We start from the raw sequence: 18,769 nt of genomic DNA, 5'->3' as shown, positions 1-18,769 counted from the left end.
CCCCGAACAGGCGAACATCAGGTAGCCCATGCTCGAACCCACAGCACCGCCAAGGAAAGCATCGCTGGCCCCGCCGCTGGATACGCGGCATCAGGTCGAAACACCGGAAGGCATCGACTTGCCCTTGCGTCCGGCCGGGTTGATGGTGCGGTCCATCGCCTTCGCGATTGATCTGGGCCTCCGCGGCGTGCTCATGGGCGTGCTGTTTATCGTGCTGGCATTTCTCGGCAAGCTCGGCATGGGCCTCGGCTCGCTTTTGCTGTTCGCGATCAGTTGGTGGTACATGGTGCTCTTTGAAGTGCTGCGTCAGGGACGTTCGCCGGGCAAACAATGGATGGGGCTTCGCGTGGTGCACGATGACGGCACCCCCATCGGCTGGTCGGCCTCCCTGCTGCGCAACCTGCTGCGCTTTGTCGATCTGCTGCCATTCGGTTACTTCCTCGGCGCCATCAGTTGCCTGCAACACCCGACCTTCAAACGTCTGGGCGACATCGCAGCCGGCACATTGGTGGTCTACAGCGAACGCCCGCTCAGTCGTCCGCAACTGTCTGATGCCGAACCTCGACGCTCACCGGTGCCCCTGACACTCGCCGAACAACGCGCCGTGCTGGGCTTTGCCGAGCGCCAAGGAGAGTTATCGCCTGCACGGGTCAATGAACTGGCGGCCCTGCTCGCCCAGCCATTGCACATTCCAGCGCCCAAGGCTGTGGCTGAACTCAATGGCATCGCTCGCGGCTTGTTGGGCCCGACATGAAACAAAGCCTTTTCGAAACGCGGCACAAGGCCGAATGGGAGCGTTTTGCACTGGCCCTTGAACGCCTTGAGCGCGGCAAGGAGACTTCGCAAGTCGCCGGTTTCCCCAAAGCCTACCGCCGGCTTTGCCAGCATCTGGCGTTGGCGCAGGAACGCGGCTACAGCAGTTTCCTCATTGATTCGCTGCAACAACAAGTGCTGCGTGGGCATCAACAGCTTTACCGTCACCGCAGTCGACTCGGCGCCAATCTGCTGAGTTTCATCCTCGCCGACTTCCCCCGCCTGGTCCGTGCCGAATGGCCCTTTGTGCTGGTCGCCAGCCTGCTGTTCTTCGGCAGCCTGATGGGCGTCGGCGTGTTGGTGTATTTCTTTCCCGAACTGGTCTACAACCTGATCCCCGCCGATCAGGTGCGCGAGATGCAAGGCATGTACGACCCGGTCGCCGGACACCTCGGGCGTCCCGCCGAACGCGCGGCCAGCGAAGACTGGGTGATGTTCGGTTACTACGTGATGCACAACATCGGCATTGCCTTTCAGACTTTCGCCAGTGGCTTGTTGCTAGGCGTCGGCAGTGCCTTCTTTCTTTTTTACAACGGCATGGTCATCGGCGCGGTGGCCGGGCACCTCAGCGAGATCGGTTTCGGCCAGACCTTCTGGTCATTCGTCATCGCCCATGGCGCCTTTGAACTCAGTGCCATCGCCCTCGCCGGGGCCGCCGGCCTGGAACTCGGCTGGGCATTGATCGCGCCCGGGCGGCTGACCCGCAGCGAAGCGCTGAAACGCGCCGCACGCAAAAGCGTGTTGCTGGTCTGCGGCGTGATGTTGTTCCTGTTGATTGCCGCGTTTATCGAAGCTTATTGGTCGTCGAAAACCAGCGTCACACCACTGACCAAGTATCTGGTCGGCGCCGCGCTTTGGGCTCTGGTCGCGGTCTATCTGTTGTTCGCCGGAAGGACCCGCCATGCGCCTGAGTGACGCCACTGTGGTGATTCGCCCGCGCACGACCTGGGAAGCCATGGACCTGGGCGTGCTGATGAGCCAGCAACATCGGCGTCTGCTGATGACCAGTTGGGCGATTGTCACCCTGCCGCTGTTCGCCTTGCTCAGTCTGTTGCTGTGGAATTCGCCGTCACTGGCGGTGTTTATCTTCTGGTGGCTGAAACCGGCGTATGAACGCCTGCCGCTGTATATCCTGTCGAAAGCGCTGTTTGGCGAAACGCCGACACTCAAGCAAGCCCTGCGCGAATGGCCGCGCCTGCTCAAACCGCAACTGCTGGCCAGCCTGACCTGGCGCCGTCTGAGTTTCAGCCGCAGCTTCCTGCTGCCGGTGGTACAACTCGAGGGCCTCGACGGCAGCGCCAGACAACAGCGTCTGCACGTGCTCCTGCAACGCAACGCAGGTAAAGCGCAGTGGTTGACCATCATCGGCGTGCACCTGGAAACCGCGTTGTGGATCGGCCTGATGGTGCTGTTCTACATGCTGCTGCCGCAGCAAATCGAAACGGACTGGAGCTGGCAGTCGCTGATACTCGCGGCGGATCAAGACTGGCGCTGGCTCGAACACCTGACCAATGCCTTCTACGCGCTGGTGCTGGTGGTGTGGGAGCCGATCTATGTCGCCTGCGGCTTCAGTCTTTATCTGAACCGGCGCACACAACTGGAAGCCTGGGATATCGAACTGGTGTTTCGTCGCTTGCGACAGCGCCTGAACAACGGTGTATTGGGAGTGCTGCTGGCAGTTTTTCTGGTGCTGCCGAATGTGCCTTCGACCTGGGCTGATGAACCGGATGACAGTCCACAGGCACCGCGACTGTTGAATCAGCCTCTGACCAGTCAGGCCTCACGGGACAGCATCAAGGCACTGCTTGAGCAACCGCCGTTCAAGAACAAGGAATCCGTCACCCGCTATCGCTTTAGCGACGACCCGGCGAAACCTGCCCAAGCGCAAACACCGGGTGAAGCGCCGCAGTGGCTGAAAACCCTTTTGGGCTGGCTCGACGGGCAACACTTGAATGGACTGGCGAAGATTATTGAAGTGCTGTTGTGGGGCACGGTGATTGCTGCGTTCGGCTGGCTGATCTGGCGTTATCGCGACTATCTGCAAGCGTTCGTCAGCCGCCGCCCCAGACTGTCTGCCAAACCGAAACGCGCGCTGCCGCAACAAGCCTTCGGCCTGGATTTGAACCGCGACACCTTGCCTGACGACATTGCAGGCAGCGCCGAACAACTCTGGCCAAGCCAACCCCGTGCAGCGCTGGGCCTGCTGTATCGAGGGCTGCTCAGCCATCTGCTCCACGACTTCGATATGACCCTGAAACCCGCCGATACCGAACTTCAGGTACTCGCGCACGTTGAACAATTGCAACGCCCGGAACTGCTCGCCTTCAGCCGCAGCCTGACCACCCATTGGCAGAACATGGCCTATGGGCATCGCGTCCCGGCAGCCCCCTTGAAGCAGGAGCTGTGCGATGGCTGGCGTGCCTTGTTTGGTCCCGGAGCCGCCCGTTGAATCGCCGGACACTGTGGTGGGTGGCTGCGTTGATCGCCCTGTTGATCGGCACGCTGAGCGTGTTCCTCTACCTCAACGCCACGCCTTATCAGGAAGAAGTCGATCACGGCCCCTCTCCCGCCGCGCAAGCGAATCCGTATCTGGCCGCCGAGCTGTTTTTACGTGAACGCGGGCTCAACGTCAGCCATGCCGAAAGCCTCGCGGCTCTCCCCGATATCGATCCACGCCGCCACACGTTGCTGTTGTTCAACGACCGCTCACGCATGACCCCGCGTCAGGTTGACCAAGTGTTGAACTGGACCCGGGCCGGTGGGCGACTGGTGTTCGTCGCCGAATCGCTGTGGGATGAGCAGAGCAAACAAAGCAACGATCTGTTGCTCGATCGCGTGCAACTGCATCAATCCCTGAGCAAGGATCTGAAAGACGTACCCGCAGACGCTGAACCAGAGCGCTTCCCGAAACTGACCAAACTCTATCTGGAAGACGAAAACGCACCGGCCTACGCCGGCTTCGACACCGACTTCCACCTCGACGACCCGAAGAACCTCGCGCAAGCCTGGGCCAACAGCGCCAAGGCCACGCACATGATGCAACTGCCCTATAGCCTTGGCACGATCACCGTGGTCACCGACGCCGAGTTGTGGAAGAACAAGACCATCAGCCAATACGACAATGCCTGGCTGCTCTGGTATCTGAGCGCTGACACCGATGTCACGCTGATCTACGACACCGAGCACGATGGCCTGCTGAGCTTGCTCTGGCGCTACTTCCCGCAAGCCATTGTCGCCTTGCTCGCGTTGATCGGTCTGTGGCTCTGGCATGTCGGCGTGCGTCACGGCCCACTGCAATTACCCGCCCCGAGTGGACGCCGGCAATTGCAGGAACACCTGCGCGCCAGCGCCGATTTTCTGTTGCGCCACAACGGCCAGCAGGCGCTGCTGCAAGCACTGCAACAGGATGTGCTGCGCCGCGCCCGTCGCCGTCACCCCGGCTTTGATCAATTGAACGTTGCCGAACAATGGCTGGCGTTGTCGCGCCTGACCCGACAACCCACCCGCGCCATCAGCCAGGCCCTGAGCCCGGTGTCGGATCGACGCTTATCCAGTGCCGATTTCTGCCGCCAGGTCGCCCACCTGCAAACCTTGAGGAACACGCTATGACTGAACAGATCGAGCCCGGCAGCGCCAGCCACGCCGCCCAGCAACGCCAGCGCGCCAGTCAATTGGCTCAAGCGGTGCGCGGCGAATTGCACAAAGCCGTGATCGGCCAGAACGCGGTGATCGACGACGTGCTGACCGCGCTGATCGCCGGCGGCCATGTGTTGCTTGAAGGCGTTCCCGGTCTGGGCAAAACCCTGCTGGTGCGTGCCTTGGCGCGGTGTTTCGGCGGTGAGTTCGCGCGCATTCAGTTCACCCCGGACCTGATGCCCAGCGACGTCACCGGCCACGCCGTGTACGACCTGCACACCGAGCAGTTCAAGCTGCGCAAAGGCCCGTTGTTCACCAACCTGTTACTGGCCGACGAAATCAACCGCGCCCCGGCGAAAACCCAGGCGGCACTGCTCGAAGCCATGCAGGAGCGTCAGGTCACACTCGAAGGTCGTGCCCTGCCCATCGCGCAACCGTTCATGGTTCTCGCCACGCAAAACCCGATCGAACAGGAAGGCACTTACCCACTGCCCGAAGCCGAGCTTGATCGCTTCATGCTCAAGGTGCGCATGGACTACCCCGACGCCGATCAGGAGCTGAACATGGTGCGTCAGGTCAGCCGCTCGACCCGCGCCGACATGCTCGATGTGCAGCCGCTGCGCACGGTGTTGCAAGCCAAGGACGTGCAGGCCTTGCAGCGTATTGCCAGCGATTTGCCGCTGGACGATCAGGTGCTCGATTACGCCGTGCGTCTGGCGCGCAGCACGCGCACCTGGCCGGGGCTGACCCTTGGCGCCGGGCCACGCGCCTCGATTGCCCTGGTGCGTTGCGCCCGTGCCCGCGCTTTGTTGCGTGGCGGCGAGTTCGTGATTCCCGATGACATCAAGGGCTGCGCACTGGCCGTGCTGCGCCACCGCGTGCGCATCGCGCCAGAACTGGACATAGAAGGTTTGCAAGTCGATCAGGTACTGCTGCAACTGCTCGACCAAGTTCCGGCGCCGCGCCTGTGAAACCCTCGCGCCTGCTGCTGATCTGGCTGGCTCTGCTGCTGCTCATCGGCACACTGCTGGGCACCTTGCAGGCATTGCAGATCGACCTCCCGGCCAGCCTGATTTCAATCAACTGGGGATTGCTGCTGGCACTGCTGGCATTGGCGACGCTCGACGCCCTGCGCCTCAAGCGTCTGCCGGCATTGCGCATCACACGGCAGATGCCCGGCAGTCTGGCGCTCGGGCGCTGGGGTGAGGTGCAACTCAAGGTTGCACATGACTTTGCCATGCCACTGAACATTGAGCTGTTCGACCATGTGCCGGATGGCCTGAGTTTTGAAAACCTGCCACTGAACGTCGAGCTGCAGCCCGGTCAAACCAGCCAGATCAGCTATCGCCTGCGCCCGTTGCAACGCGGCCATTTCAGCTTCGAGCATTGCGAAATGAACCTGCCGAGCCCGTTGGGTTTGTGGTCGGGCAAGCGCTTGCTCGACGTGATCGACAACACCCGCGTCTATCCGGATTTCGCCAGACTTTATGGCGGCGAACTGCTGGCGGTGGACAATTGGCTCAGCCAGCTCGGCGTGCGCCAGCGGCAACGTCGCGGTCAGGGCCTGGAATTTCACCAACTGCGCGAATTTCGTGAAGGCGACAGCCTGCGCCAGATCGACTGGAAAGCCACCGCACGCCAACGCTCACCGATTGCCCGTGAATATCAGGACGAGCGCGATCAGCAGATTATCCTCATGCTCGACTGTGGCCGACGCATGCGCAGCCAGGACGATGAACTGTCGCACTTCGACCACGCGCTCAATGCCTGCCTGTTGCTCAGTTATGTGGCCTTGCGTCAGGGCGATGCGGTGGGTTTGAGTACCTTCGCTAGCGATCACCCACGCCATCTCGCGCCGGTCAAAGGCAGCGCGCAACTGAACGTACTGCTGAACACGGTTTATGACCTCGACAGCACGCAGCGCCCTGCCGACTATCAGGCCGCCGCCAATCAACTGCTGACGCGACAGAAGCGTCGGGCCTTGGTGGTGCTGGTAACCAACCTGCGCGATGAGGACGATGAGGAACTGCTGAGCGCGGTCAAACGCCTGAGCGCACAACATCGGGTATTGGTCGCCAGTCTGCGCGAAGAAACGCTGGACACGTTACGCCAGACCACGTTGCAAACGCTGCCCGAAGCGCTGGCTTACTGCGGCACGGTGAGTTACCTGAATGAGCGGGCAGAACTCCATGAGCGGTTGAGCGCTCATGGCGTTCCGGTGGTGGATGTCCGGCCCGCAGAGTTGGGGGCCGAACTGGTGACGCAGTATCTCAGTTGGAAAAGGAGCGGAACCGCATGACCCCCTACTGATTTCTGTACGAGGTTCAAGGCAACTCCGAGTCAAAGAATTGAAGCCGGAATACTTCCTCATCAAGTACCGCCCCCTGCTCATCGACAACAGAAGCACGAATGGTCTTGTAGCCAACCATTCCTTGCGACGAATAACTTTTTCTCACCCATCCATCTTCCGTTGAAAATGATGAGCCATCGGGAACACTGTTCAGTCCCCAGAGAACTTTCTGACCGACAATCGGCTTGCCGTCGGGGATCGAGACGATCCTGAATGAGACAGGCACAGATTGATCCACCGGGTAACTGCCACTGCCTCTGATCTCAGTCATCATTCGCTCGTGCGCTTTAAGCGTAAAAGGAATCGAACTGACCTCCCATCCAGCCAAGCCCCCCCGAACGCCTGCATCGAGAAGACCGGGTTGAAGAGCCGAAAGTCGGAACACAACATTGGCGATACCTTCGCTATCGGTTGTCGTCGGCGCGATGTCGACTCCAGGGAATTCCCAATTGACCTCAACGTTTGCCAAGGGATTACCGGTAATGGCCGAGACGACGTAAACCCGGGCTGAAACTTCCTGCCCCGGATAACCGGTCAGATCATCGCTGAACAGTTCCTTGATCTGTCGAGGTTCATGCAGGAAATACGGCAATGAAATCGCTTCCGAATACTGCGCATCCCCCACCGTCGCGGTCAGTTGCGCCGCTCCGGGAGTCCTGGGCACAAAGCGGATCCGCGCCTCGCCGTAGAAGTTGGTGGTCGTCGTCACCTCGCCAAGATCCGGAGTGCGCCAGACAACATTCATCCCCGCCATCGGCCTGCCGCTGATGGTCGAAACAACGGTGATCTGCTCGGACACAGCCTCGCCCCAGTACAGCGTCTGGCTAACCCTCGAACGCTCGGCGATCTTCACCACTTGCGCGCCTTCACCCACCGACATTGCATTGACAGGTGACCATCGAGCCAGGCTTTCGCAGGCCAGAAACAAGCCGAAACTGCCGTTACGCTTGTCATCGACCATGAAGGAATCGGTGAATCCCGCCTCGCGGCTAAAGACCCTTGGCAAACCGAGTACTGGCTGAGTAAAACGAATGCCGAGTGCCTCAGGCCCGGTGCCGACCATGCCCAGCGTCAAATTTCGACCGGACAAGAAGGTGTCTTGCGGGGCAGTTACGTCGATTCTATGGGTCAGTTTGCGACGCGCAAAACCGGTGTCCTGGCCGAAAGGCTGTGCAGGCCCGTTGTCCATACTGAACTGCAATCGAGCCCATGGATCGTCGGCCAGCGAACAGACCTCCATCGAACGTGTATCTGTAGCATTGTCATACGGACTGCTGACAGACACCTCAACCGTTGCCGATCCGCCTGTGGTTGCCCCATACGCAAAGCCTGCCCAGCCATCGTCAGCAGTCACATGTTCTTCAGAATGACCATCCACCTTCCACTGAGTTGGCACTTGAACCATGGCAGCTTGCGAGAAATCCGAACGTACTTTCGCCCACATCCATGCTGGGTCCTGACCCACGATCGGGAAAACGGCAGACTCACGTACGGTTTCAATGCTGAGTTTGTTGTGGCCCAAGTGCATTCTGGTGACATCCGTCGAGCCATCCCACGTCAAGAATTTCAGACCGAACGCCCCGCCCCCCCGACTATCTGAACAATCCAGTGTCCAGGTCATGCCACTTTCATCAATAACATTGTGGCTATGTGGAGGCGGGTCGAGAACGATATCCAACTCTGACGCTGGAGTTCCGTTCCATTGCAAATCCATGGCAAGCCCCACCAGGGCACTCAGTGCGTTAGTTCTGAAAATATACCGGTGTACGGCACCCAGGCAGGGATACAGCGACTGACCTCGGTCGGTGCTCATATGATCCAGTTCCAGAGTGAATTCATCGTAAATGTCCGGTGAAACCAAGCGGCCGAGCAACTCTCGATCTTCCAGTGAATTGGTCAACAACCGCAGTCCGAACATGCTGCTGCGGCTCTTGGCGAATTCAGAGCTCAGGGTCCAGATCAGCGGTTCATCTGCCCGCAATACCCTGGGCTCGCCAAGTTCACTCACCACCAGCCCGATGCCTGGTTCGTCGATGCCCCATGCCAACGTAATTTCCTGGCCGATAAGAGGACTGCCGGCGAGGGCAGTGACCTCCAGGGAATGGGTGAGACCTCGTTTGCAGGCAACCCCTCGATCCTGGTTGATCAGACCACGATCAAATGTGATGTTGACCTTGTCTTTCCAAGAACTCCTGGCCATCGCGGTCACGCTGAATTCGCACTCATGCGGCGCAGCAGATTCATGCGCCCGGACCGCTGCGGTGATCGCATGAGTCCCGGGTTCTCTGGTGTAAAACTTCAGGCTCCCCCAACCACCGATTCCCGTTTGGCTTTGCACGACGCTGTCGGCGGTTTGCCACTCGACCAGCGCACCGATCACCGGTTCGCCGTCGCCCTGATCAGTAACATGCACCACTTGCAAGCGCAGGTACGCACTTTCGTGTTCCTCCACCACCGGACTATTCTCGGCCTGGCGTACCTCTTTGATCCTGATCCTGTTGCGCGCCAGCGACATGCGTTTTCTGGGCGACGGCAACAACAGCTTCGAGCAGACCAGTGACAACTCGAATATCCCGTCGCGCCGGTCTTCGCAGTTCAGCGTCCAGGATGCAGTGCCCCCTCCATCGATCGGCATGGGCACCGATGTTTCCAGTGGCGGACTGACCACGACACCCAGTTGCCCTGGCTTGTCACCGTGCCAATGCAAATAGAAGTCGCTGCCTCGCAGACGACTGTTGGTCTCTAGCATTACATCAATGAAATGGGTAGAACCCCGGTTCGGATAACTGTTATCAATCCAGTCCCTGATTTCGTTGTTTTCACGGACAGTCAACCGTGCCCACGGATCCTCGCCCAGTACCAGTACGTCAAACGTCTGAGTCCACACACCCTGCTCGTAATAAAGGCTGACCACAGAGGCTTCAATAACGAAGTCCCCTGCTGCCTTCGCCTCATAATCGAAGTAAGCCCAACCTTGTTCACCAGTAACGGTAGCCGCCAACACCCCATGCTCGGCGGTCGCCCAGTTCACCGTAAGCCCGGCAAATGGCTGGCCGGTGTAATACGACGCTACTTGCACACCCAAACGGACACTTTGCTCAATCAACGGGTAATAAGCGGCCTCGACCACCTCACGAAAAATCAGTCGATGATGCCCCAGCGATACGAGGATCTCGTAGGCCTGCGCGGTGTAACGGTTGCGCAAGCTCAGGGTGAATTCGTAGTCCTGATCATCGATTAACGGGCAATCGAGCGTCCATGGCACGTCCAGCGATTGCTGGGTGTCCCAAGCAGGCGTCGCGACAATCGCGCCCTGCGGGTTATTGTCGATGCTCAATTCAACCGGGGTGCCGTCCCAAGGGTTATCCGGCACAGGTACAAAACCGAGTACGTGGGGCGTGATCAATGCATTGCTGCCAAAAGCTCCGCCCCTGCTGGCGCCCTGACACAGGTACATTTTGCGCAAGGGCAGAAACGACACGCCGTCCAGCCCAATTTCCTGCAACTCAAGTGGCGCGAGTTTCAACTCGACTTTGACGCGTGTAACCCAGAGTTCGCCAAATGGACTTGAAGACTCTGTCGAGCTGTATATTTCGATGCGCAGCGGCTTTGAGCTTGAGATGTCCGATGTCAGTTGCACTTCATGCAGGGTCGGACTGAATCGCCTCTCTGGCCCTGATCCGAGACCCTCGCGATGTTGTACCTGATCAGGTTTACCGACGGGTTTGAGTTCGATGCGGTAATGCTCGATTTCTCCCTGAGAAATCCTCACCCAGCCTGATTGGCTGAAACTGCTTTCCCACAGAAAACTCAGCCAATAAGCACCATTGCCATCAGGATCTCTTGGAAGTGTGACGTCCTGCGTGACACCCGTGCCCTTCGGCGCTTTGATGTGTTTGACAGGCGTGTTGTCGTAATACGCCAGGCCTATGGCAACCGCACCCGTCCTTGCCCAACATTCGAACCTTTCTTCGAAATCACCGTTGCACACCAGGTTTTCATTGACCTGAACGATAGGATTATTCATGACTGCGCACTCCCTTGCCCTTGCCGGCCAGACGCTCTTGCTTGTGCTGCATTGACCAACTCCTTCACCGAATCGGTAAACGACTGATCTCCGCTCTTGCACGTATAGCGAATGCGCAAGATGCAATCGTTCATCGAGCGCAGCATGGCCTTCTGCGGCGGTTCGTTATGCCATGGACATTTCAGCTCCCAGGCAGACACCGCACCGGTATTTTCAAATGGAAAGAGCAAACCTTCGTCTGGCTTCGCCGCCGCCATGCCGTTGTCGGCAATCCCCACCGACAGGGCGATCTGCTGGCCCGGACGCAAGTTGAACAGCACATCGGAAGGGGCCACTTCCCCAGGATCAGGTTTATGCAAGTACTGCACTGACTGCACCGAAGCCCGGCTGGCGGTCATGCTGCCAACCTGCAGCAAGGTCACGCGCACGTCCTCGAAAGGACCCGTCAGCACTGGCAAGTCGACTTCCACCGAACTGATCTGCCGGCAGTAATGTCCCGGATAATCCCGATCGAACAGCAATTGCGTCAGTCTGAACTCCAGCGAGCCGGTCGTCTGCAATTGCGCCAATGCAGCCTCCCAACCACCAACGCCCTGAGGGTCAGTTGCGTCATTGAACAGGCGACGCAACGAGATGGTTTTCACCAGTTCAAGCCGTCGCTCGGTGCGTTGCAAGTACTCACGCTCCATACGCAGCAGGTGCGCGCGCAGATGCTCGCCAGCAGTCAAACCGTGACGTTGATCCTGCCAGACCTGCGGCAAGGGAATATGTGAATCGTAATCGCCGGTTTCGGCGCTCATCGCCGTTTGCGCGCTGAGGCAAAGACTGACCACCGCGTCGTAAGCCTGATAGTGCAAGGCCTTGAGCTGGCCCAGCATCCAGCCGAACAATTCGGCATTGGTTGCGCGCTTTTTAAGATAGTTGTACATCGTCAGCGCCTGAGCGTTAGCTCGCAGCGTTTGCGCAAGGTTGGTTCTAGCCGCATCAACCGCATGGTTCTGCGCGACGATTTGCGCATCGATGGCCGCGATTTCTGCCAGCGCCTGATCGCGTTGCAGCCCCCATTCATTGCGGCGACGGCGATAACCTTCGGTGGTGGCTTGCTTGTCGGCATCGATTTGCAGCATCGACGAAGCTATCTCCAGGCCAAAGCAGATGGCATCCGTAACTTTGTCGATACGAAACCCGCCGTTCGCCATACCGAAGATATTGGGCGCGGCCGCCAAGGCCGCGCCTACCGGTTTGAGGATTTTGGCAGTCAGCGCCAGCTCTTTGGACTGGTCCAGGTTTGCCATGACCTGATATTCGACAGCCGACACGTTTTCGTCATAGCGGGCTGCGTAAGCAGCAGCCCGTTCCCGGGCCACTGTCCGGCTCTGCTCGAGCGCCGTCATGCTCGCTTCCAACTGAGCGATGGATTGCTCCTGCACGGTTTTGGCGTAGTTGCCCAACTCCACCAGATGGTTTTGCTGCAGCTCTTCCTGCTCGGCACGATCACGCCGCTCAAGCAGATTGAGTACTTGGCTGCCGTAATCCTGCAAGACCTGCACCGCACGCAAGGCAACCTCGAAGATCGTACGCCAGCGAAACGCAATCACCACCAGCCGTCCGCCCATCGGTCTGGCACCACCGACACCACCTGCGGCCAGAGCGCGCAGCAATTGGTTCGGGTCAGTCGGTGGGTTGAACAACGGCAGGAGCATGGGCTTGCCATCAATGGTCAAGTTGTTGCGCAAGTTGTTCATGCGGTACTGCGGCTCGTTGAACCACGCGAACAACTCATCATTGATGGGTGCCCTGAACGGCGGACACCCCAACATGCCCAGCATGGGAGCCGTATCGGAGCCGCCCGGAACATCTGCCAGGCTGTAATTCAATGTCTGCTCGAACGCTTCCAGTGCCGTACGCGTGCAACTTTGGGCCAGAAGGTTCCCCAGCGTCGCGGTCTGCCACAAGTTCACCGTTTGAGTCAGAGGCGGTTTGCCCATCAATGATCCCGCTTGTACATAGCACAGCTTCGCCGCCACCAGGCTTTCGCGGGTCAGTTGGCGGTAATGCCAGTCCCCCCAGGCCATGAGGTTCTTCACATATTCGATGAACATCAGCAGCCTCAGATGCACAGGCGCCGAATATCCAATCGCATCCGGGTCGGCGGGCGCTGCGGCTTCACAACCGGCATGCCCCAGATCGTTGATCAAGGGGCGGCAGCGCCAGAAACGTGGTTTCTCGGGTACCGAGCTGCTGTCGGCAGGGGCCCGGGGATCGAAAATGAAATGCAGCCACGTCTGGGCTTCGGCAAACCGCTCTTCATCACGCAAGCGTGTCGCGATCAAATGCGGCAGATGGAAAAACAGCTCCCAGAAAAACAGCCCGTTGGCACCGTCGAAAGCGCCGTTGCGCTCCTCGAAATCAACATTGGTAGGCGGCGGCTCTGACAGATGCTGGGAGTCCAAATTAATCAGAGTCGCCGCAGAGACAGTGGAGCGCGTGACCAGCTCGGGGCCGAACAGCGAATTGAGCCGAACGTATCGCAACGCCCAGTCATCACCCAGTTGAAAGTCGAGGAACTGGGCGGCATCCGTTGTGTTTTTAAGCAGCGTTGGCGGGAGGAAATACGGGAGGTCGACAATCGTCAGGGCAAACTGTTTACCGCCAAAGCCGTCAGTATCGTTCTTTAGAGTGAACCTGACGTTGCTCCACGTCCCCTTTGGTCGAGTGAAAGTACCCAAAAAATTCATTGTCCAACCGCCGGCTGTCGACACCGCACGCTTCACCGGCGCGGGGTCGCCATTGGCGGGATTTTCCAACTGCAAGGTAAAGTTTGTATTTTTCTCTGACAAACCTGTGGGCCGGCAAAAACCCTCAACCGTCAGCACATCATTACTACCCGATCGCATGGCGAAGACGTTCAGCCCCAGAAAAGCTGCCATGGAGCCTGACGGTGACTCACTTGGGACCACAGTAACCTCAAGACCCAAGGGGTGCTGAACCGTCAAGGCAGAAACAAATCGCTCAGTCTTGGCCAGCTCCAGCCAGTTACCACCGTCTTCAACAACGGGGCGCATCAGCACATCGATGATCGCGGTCTCTTTCAAGGCAGCTGTGCCGGTTTTATCATTGTCCAGCAATACCCCGAGCTTGCCTTTGGGATTCTGAGAGTCGACCCACACGGTTGCAATCAACCGGGCACCCGCAGAGAGATCCTCATCAAACTCGCCATGGCGTAAATTCAAAGGCGCCGACCACTGGCCGTTCTGCCTCATGAAGGCCACATTGATATCCAGCTGATGGGGCACGAATCGGGATCTGTCGTCCTTTGAGGGATCCGCGGGGACGGCTTTGATGAGCTCGCCGACCTTGTCCCGCCACTGCGCCCAGACCAGACACAGTCGGCCATTCCAGACCACCGGACGCATGTCCAGCACCCGCCCGGCAAGTTGAACATCCACCGCTTTCCATTCACTCCACGCCGCCGGGTTGACGGCCACACACGTGGGCGTGATCTCGATTTGCGCCTTGCGCCAGAAGTACTGGAACGGCGGCACCCGCTGACGCCCGAGAAAGTAATAATCGGCGCGCTCCGGGGTCGTGCCGTCCATGTAGCCACTGACAACATCCAGATCGCAGATCTGTTCGAAGGCTTGCAAGTAATCCTGTAGCGCGGCTTGAACCGAATCGCTGTTCAAACGGGCCTGGTTGAGGTTGTTTTCAAGGGCCTTGAACAGATCCGTCTTACGCTGACGGACGAACGGATTGATGTAGTTTTCCGGGTAGAGCGCGATCATCTGCACTGCGGCCCAGTCCGAGTAGTTGTTGTACAGCGCCCAGTTTTCAAGCTGTTCAGGGGGAAACTCGTGGTTTTCGAAACCGGGCTCCATTTTGTTGTACACCGCACTGATATATTGCTGCGCACAACTGATCGCTTCGGCCACCCCCGACGTCTGCACTCGAGCACTGTCCAACGGGTCGATGCGCAGCAATTCGAACACGTCCTCCGGGGTCCGCAAAGGCGGGTAACGCTCCGCCTTTACTTGCCCGATGCAATACTCAAGCAACGCGGTACGACGTTTTTCCTGCAACAGACCAATGTTGTTCGATGTCATGATCCTTGCTCCGTGGAAGAGGTTCCCGAGTCACTGGCGGAAGGCGTTGACGCTTGTTCAAGCGAGTGGCTGCGGCCTTGCGTCACCCCAAACCTGATGGGTTCGAAGAGTGTCCCCAACCCGCTTGCCAGGCTGCGTATACCGACTTCGAATTCACCGCTGAAATCGCTGGTGATATAAACCGTGGTTTGACCTTGCTGATTGGTGAAACCCTGTGCCGGACGGATCGTTGGTCGTTCTTCGGGATCTGTATCTCCTTCCCAGGCCCAGTCCACCAGCATGTTGGCCCCAAGGTTTGCGTACTGGTCCACCATCGTGGCGTAGAGTGTGATTTCCTGACCAAGCGGCACGACCTCCGTTGGCACCGGAGACATCAGCCCGGTCGGGAAACTCATGCTCTCGGCGTGAGCGATGACGTTGATGCTCACTGCCCACTCAGGCTCGAGCAGGCTCATGGAAAAATAAAGGCTGTCCGTGCCCAAGACTGTGCCCGGAAAATACTCAGCCGTGAGGACTCCATTGGGATCGGTGATGCCCGATTTGATGGTCCCTAGCTCGGAGTGCCAATCAACAGCGATGCCTTTCAACGCTGCGCCTCGGGCGTCGGTGAGCGTCATCGTAATGATCGCTTTCTCATCTTTTTTACTAGCGAAGACTTCCGTCGGTTCTACTGCGCAAGTCATCCTGACCAACTGCTTCAGTTCGCCCGGTGCTTGCACGACAGGCACAGGCGTCTGGGTCTGACTGAGCAAAGCCAGTTCAGCTGCCTGGGCATAGGCCTCGCTGGCATCGGTTGTCTCCGGCAAGGTACCGATCCGCAAAATGGTCCGGGCATCCATACCGGTCTGCATCGACAACTGGTAAACGCGTATCAGCAGATCCAGTTGTTCCAGGGTTTTCAACACTTGGGTTTCAGGATCGATATGGCGAACACATTCGCTGACTTCCTGCGCGCTCCAGGCAAAGAATTCAGCCAGTTTGATGGCTGCTGCCTGCTGCACCACCCGCAATGCATCCTCGCTGGGTCGGGCAGGAAGCGAATGGACCTGACGCAGATAGTCCAGCAATTTCTGTTCCGGCTGTTCACTCATGCTGAACGCGCGGGTCAGCGTGGTCATCGCGTAAAGTATGCGCACCGAGAACACAGATTTTTGAGAGGGATCGATGATGCTTTGGTCGACCCACGCCTCATATCCATAATCCAGATAATCCCGGAGCAGGGCCGCACTCAAACCCAGCATTGAAACGACTTCGGCGCGCTGGCGCACAACAGCCAGCAATTGGAGTAACGGATCTGAAGGTTCGTCGCGCCTGCGCTGCGTCGCTGGCGGTTCGAGGTCAGTGCGGTCATACACCTGGCGCAACAGTTGGTACACCGAAGCATCGACCCAGTTCAGCACCAGAACGGCCAATTCGCCCTCAATGCCGGCGTAGACTGCCAGCGACTCCCTGACCAGCGACACTTGAGCGTCTCTGGCCTGCAGAAGAACGGCGAGCATGATCTCGGCCAAGACGCTGACCTGGGCGTCCTCAATGTCCAGGCCGTTCCTGACGGCCCATTCAAGCTTCTCGCGGGCAAAGGCCGAATAATCCTCCGGCGTCATGGCAGTGGCCAGTATCAGCCCATTGACATCGACAACCGGCGCCAACCCCTCACTGTCAATCGACAGTAAATCCAGCCAGTCGCTTTCTCCGGCCGGCGGAATACCGGCTACGAGAAAAGAATTATTGGATAACCGCGCGCTGGGCAGGAGGGTGCCGATCTTGTCGAAGAACTGTTGGTCCTGCTGGGAGAAATCGCTCAGACGCAGTGGTGCACTCACGTGCTGCAACATCCACAGCACCGACATGTTGCTTTGCTCGCACCATTGCACGCAGGCCTGCATGGCTTCGATCAGGCTCAGCACACCCGGATCGCCAGCCGTGGCGTCAATGCGGCTGTCATCACCCGCCACGTCGACAATACACGGCGTGCCCGCCAGCCCTTTGAGCCAGGTTTCTCCCCCCAGCACACTGAGCATCAACACGCCTTCGACCGGCGTGATATTCAACAGCCGGGGCAGTTTTACCAGACGGTAAAAACTGGAAATGACCGGCGAACTGCGCACCAGACTATCGGTAAGATCATGAGCCTGGGCTATCGCCAACGCCAGGTAGTGGTAAGTCTGAAGATCAATGCCCAAACCACTGCATAGCTGGCTGACCGTCAGATTGTCTTGGTCCGATGTCGGTATCAGCGCAAACGGTGTGCCGTCGAGTCTCAGCGGCTCGCGATAATTATCTTGATTGTTGAAGACCTGATCGAACTGCGACAGTGCATCACCGCGACCGTACAGTGACAGTTCATCGAGAAACACGGCGAAATCCGCTGCCGTGCAGTTGTAGCGTTCACGCAGTCGCTGAAACAGGCCCAACGCATGGATCACGTTGACCGAAATCGCCCACACCTCAGGCTTTTCGGCTCCACGCGCTTGCGCCCTGATCGCTGCCACCAACAGGGCGTCAGTCTGCTCAGGGGACAGATTCAGCCATTTGTCCAGGCGCAACTTGCGGTTGAGTCGATCAAATGTATTCAAGCCTCTTGGGGTATTGGGATTCACGATTATCCGATGAAAACTATTCCCTGACTGCGTGGTGATACCGATAGCGGGGTGAGCATTATCATTGATGTAAACCGAGCCGGATCGGCCGCCTTCCGGGACATCGGGCTCACTGGAGTAATTCACATTGGCCGAACGCCGCGGCGCGTAGTCCCCAACCGAAAAAAGACTTGTAATCTCCTCGGCCACAAGATTTGTACGTTGAGCCAAATAAAATATCTGATTGAGATTCAGATACTCAGTGTCTTCGGTGCCAAAGTTCTCCAGATAGAACTGATACATATCCTCGGGATATGTGTATTCCTCAGTAAGAAGCTGCTGCTGGTAAGGGCCCAGCCGAGAGGCATGAGCCAGAGCAGCAGCGGCAAGCCTGGTCAGGGACGCGGAGTGCAAGAAGTTGGGGAATTTCCTGTCAACGATGTTGGCAAAATCCCCCACTGATCGTCCGCTGAAACCCGCAACCCCATCAACCGTGACCCAATGCTGGTAATACGGCAGACCGTTGGGATAGCGTGCTGTGATCAATGCCTGTTCAATTGGAACTACCGTGTTCGCAGCGATGAACGCCTGTAGCACGCGTACGATCACGTCGACTGATGACTCCGGCGCGTTCACCGCTTTACTGTCGACCGTCAACGTCATCAAATCCGTGCGACGCTCATGCAACGGCAGCTGGGTGTCGTCACCAACGGATTCGATCAAGTCGCGAATCAAGCGATACAAAAAGACCAGATACGCCGAAGGCCCGAACATGGACTCCAGAGAATCCGAGGGGCACTTGGCTCTCAATTGCAGATCGAATATTCGCTCCAGTTGCGGCCCGTCAACGAGCGACATCAAACCACTGGACGGTCCTATCGACCCGGCTTTATCCCTCTCCACGTGATGTTCAATAAACCGACGCCGCACATAGCTCGCCAGGCTGTTGGCCCGGCGCAAAAAACGTCGCGCCTCTTCCTGCTCAAGTCCGTACTCGCCGACCAGCACCGGAATACCCTTTTCGACCAGTGGGAAAAACGATCCCCCTTCCTCAACGTAACTCCAGAGTTTCGAAAGCCGGTTTTGCGCAGTGGACGTTTGCTGACCAAACAGCTGAATGAACAACTGCGCAGCGGGACGGAGTGAATCAGCCATGGTCACATTCCTTGAGTCGATAACGGGCCCGGCCCGCCTGACTGTCGTGTCAGGCGGACCCAGCGTTCCATAAGGATTTAGCGCTTGAACGCAGCAGCCGCCAACT

The 18,769-nt window shown here is 58.4% G+C and carries 9 protein-coding genes; 6 read left to right on the top strand and 3 right to left on the bottom strand.

From position 1 onward, the window contains the following. Positions 1–28 precede the first annotated feature (28 nt). The 6 genes from AACY50_RS11695 to AACY50_RS11670 are packed head-to-tail and all read left to right on the top strand — an operon-like array spanning position 29 to position 6,748. Entirely contained in the window at positions 29–754 is a 726-nt protein-coding gene (locus tag AACY50_RS11695; protein ID WP_339430997.1) for an RDD family protein, read from the top strand. Beyond that, the gene (locus tag AACY50_RS11690) at positions 751–1,728 is read left to right on the top strand and encodes a stage II sporulation protein M (RefSeq protein WP_339430998.1); all 978 of its coding nucleotides are present in this window, start codon (positions 751–753) and stop codon (positions 1,726–1,728) included. Before AACY50_RS11695 ends, AACY50_RS11690 begins: the two co-directional genes overlap by 4 nt. After that, positions 1,715–3,262 (top strand): DUF4129 domain-containing protein, encoded by a 1,548-nt coding sequence (locus AACY50_RS11685; RefSeq protein WP_339465238.1) that lies wholly within the window; start codon positions 1,715–1,717, stop codon positions 3,260–3,262. Before AACY50_RS11690 ends, AACY50_RS11685 begins: the two co-directional genes overlap by 14 nt. Beyond that, complete coding sequence (locus AACY50_RS11680) at positions 3,259–4,422, top strand: DUF4350 domain-containing protein (RefSeq protein ID WP_339538591.1); 1,164 nt, start codon at positions 3,259–3,261, stop codon at positions 4,420–4,422. The genes AACY50_RS11685 and AACY50_RS11680 overlap by 4 nt, the downstream gene beginning before the upstream one ends. Continuing rightward, a complete protein-coding gene (locus tag AACY50_RS11675) occupies positions 4,419–5,420 on the top strand; it encodes an AAA family ATPase (RefSeq protein ID WP_339431001.1) in 1,002 nt (333 codons plus the stop codon). Before AACY50_RS11680 ends, AACY50_RS11675 begins: the two co-directional genes overlap by 4 nt. Continuing rightward, positions 5,417–6,748, top strand: coding sequence for a DUF58 domain-containing protein (locus tag AACY50_RS11670; protein ID WP_339431002.1), 1,332 nt, complete (start codon positions 5,417–5,419; stop codon positions 6,746–6,748). The genes AACY50_RS11675 and AACY50_RS11670 overlap by 4 nt, the downstream gene beginning before the upstream one ends. A 25-nt stretch (positions 6,749–6,773) precedes the next feature. Here AACY50_RS11670 and AACY50_RS11665 read toward each other — a convergent pair whose 3' ends face one another. The 3 genes from AACY50_RS11665 to AACY50_RS11655 are packed head-to-tail and all read right to left on the bottom strand — an operon-like array spanning position 6,774 to position 18,663. Further along, positions 6,774–10,826 carry a hypothetical protein gene (locus tag AACY50_RS11665; protein ID WP_339465236.1) on the bottom strand — a complete coding sequence of 1,351 codons (4,053 nt, stop codon included), beginning with the start codon at positions 10,824–10,826 and terminating at the stop codon, positions 6,774–6,776. Further along, the gene (locus AACY50_RS11660) at positions 10,823–14,929 is read right to left on the bottom strand and encodes a Tc toxin subunit A-related protein (RefSeq protein WP_339431004.1); all 4,107 of its coding nucleotides are present in this window, start codon (positions 14,927–14,929) and stop codon (positions 10,823–10,825) included. Before AACY50_RS11660 ends, AACY50_RS11665 begins: the two co-directional genes overlap by 4 nt. Next, positions 14,926–18,663: a Tc toxin subunit A gene (locus tag AACY50_RS11655; RefSeq protein WP_339495159.1), complete on the bottom strand. Its 3,738-nt coding sequence runs from the start codon at positions 18,661–18,663 to the stop codon at positions 14,926–14,928. Before AACY50_RS11655 ends, AACY50_RS11660 begins: the two co-directional genes overlap by 4 nt. Positions 18,664–18,769 lie beyond the last annotated feature (106 nt).

It is taken from the genome of Pseudomonas sp. RA_15y_Pfl2_54, from assembly GCF_963971015.1.
Classification (GTDB): domain Bacteria; phylum Pseudomonadota; class Gammaproteobacteria; order Pseudomonadales; family Pseudomonadaceae; genus Aquipseudomonas; species Aquipseudomonas baetica_A.
The sequence above is the reverse complement of the archived record's forward strand: the minus strand, read 5'-3'. Positions and strand labels throughout refer to the sequence as shown.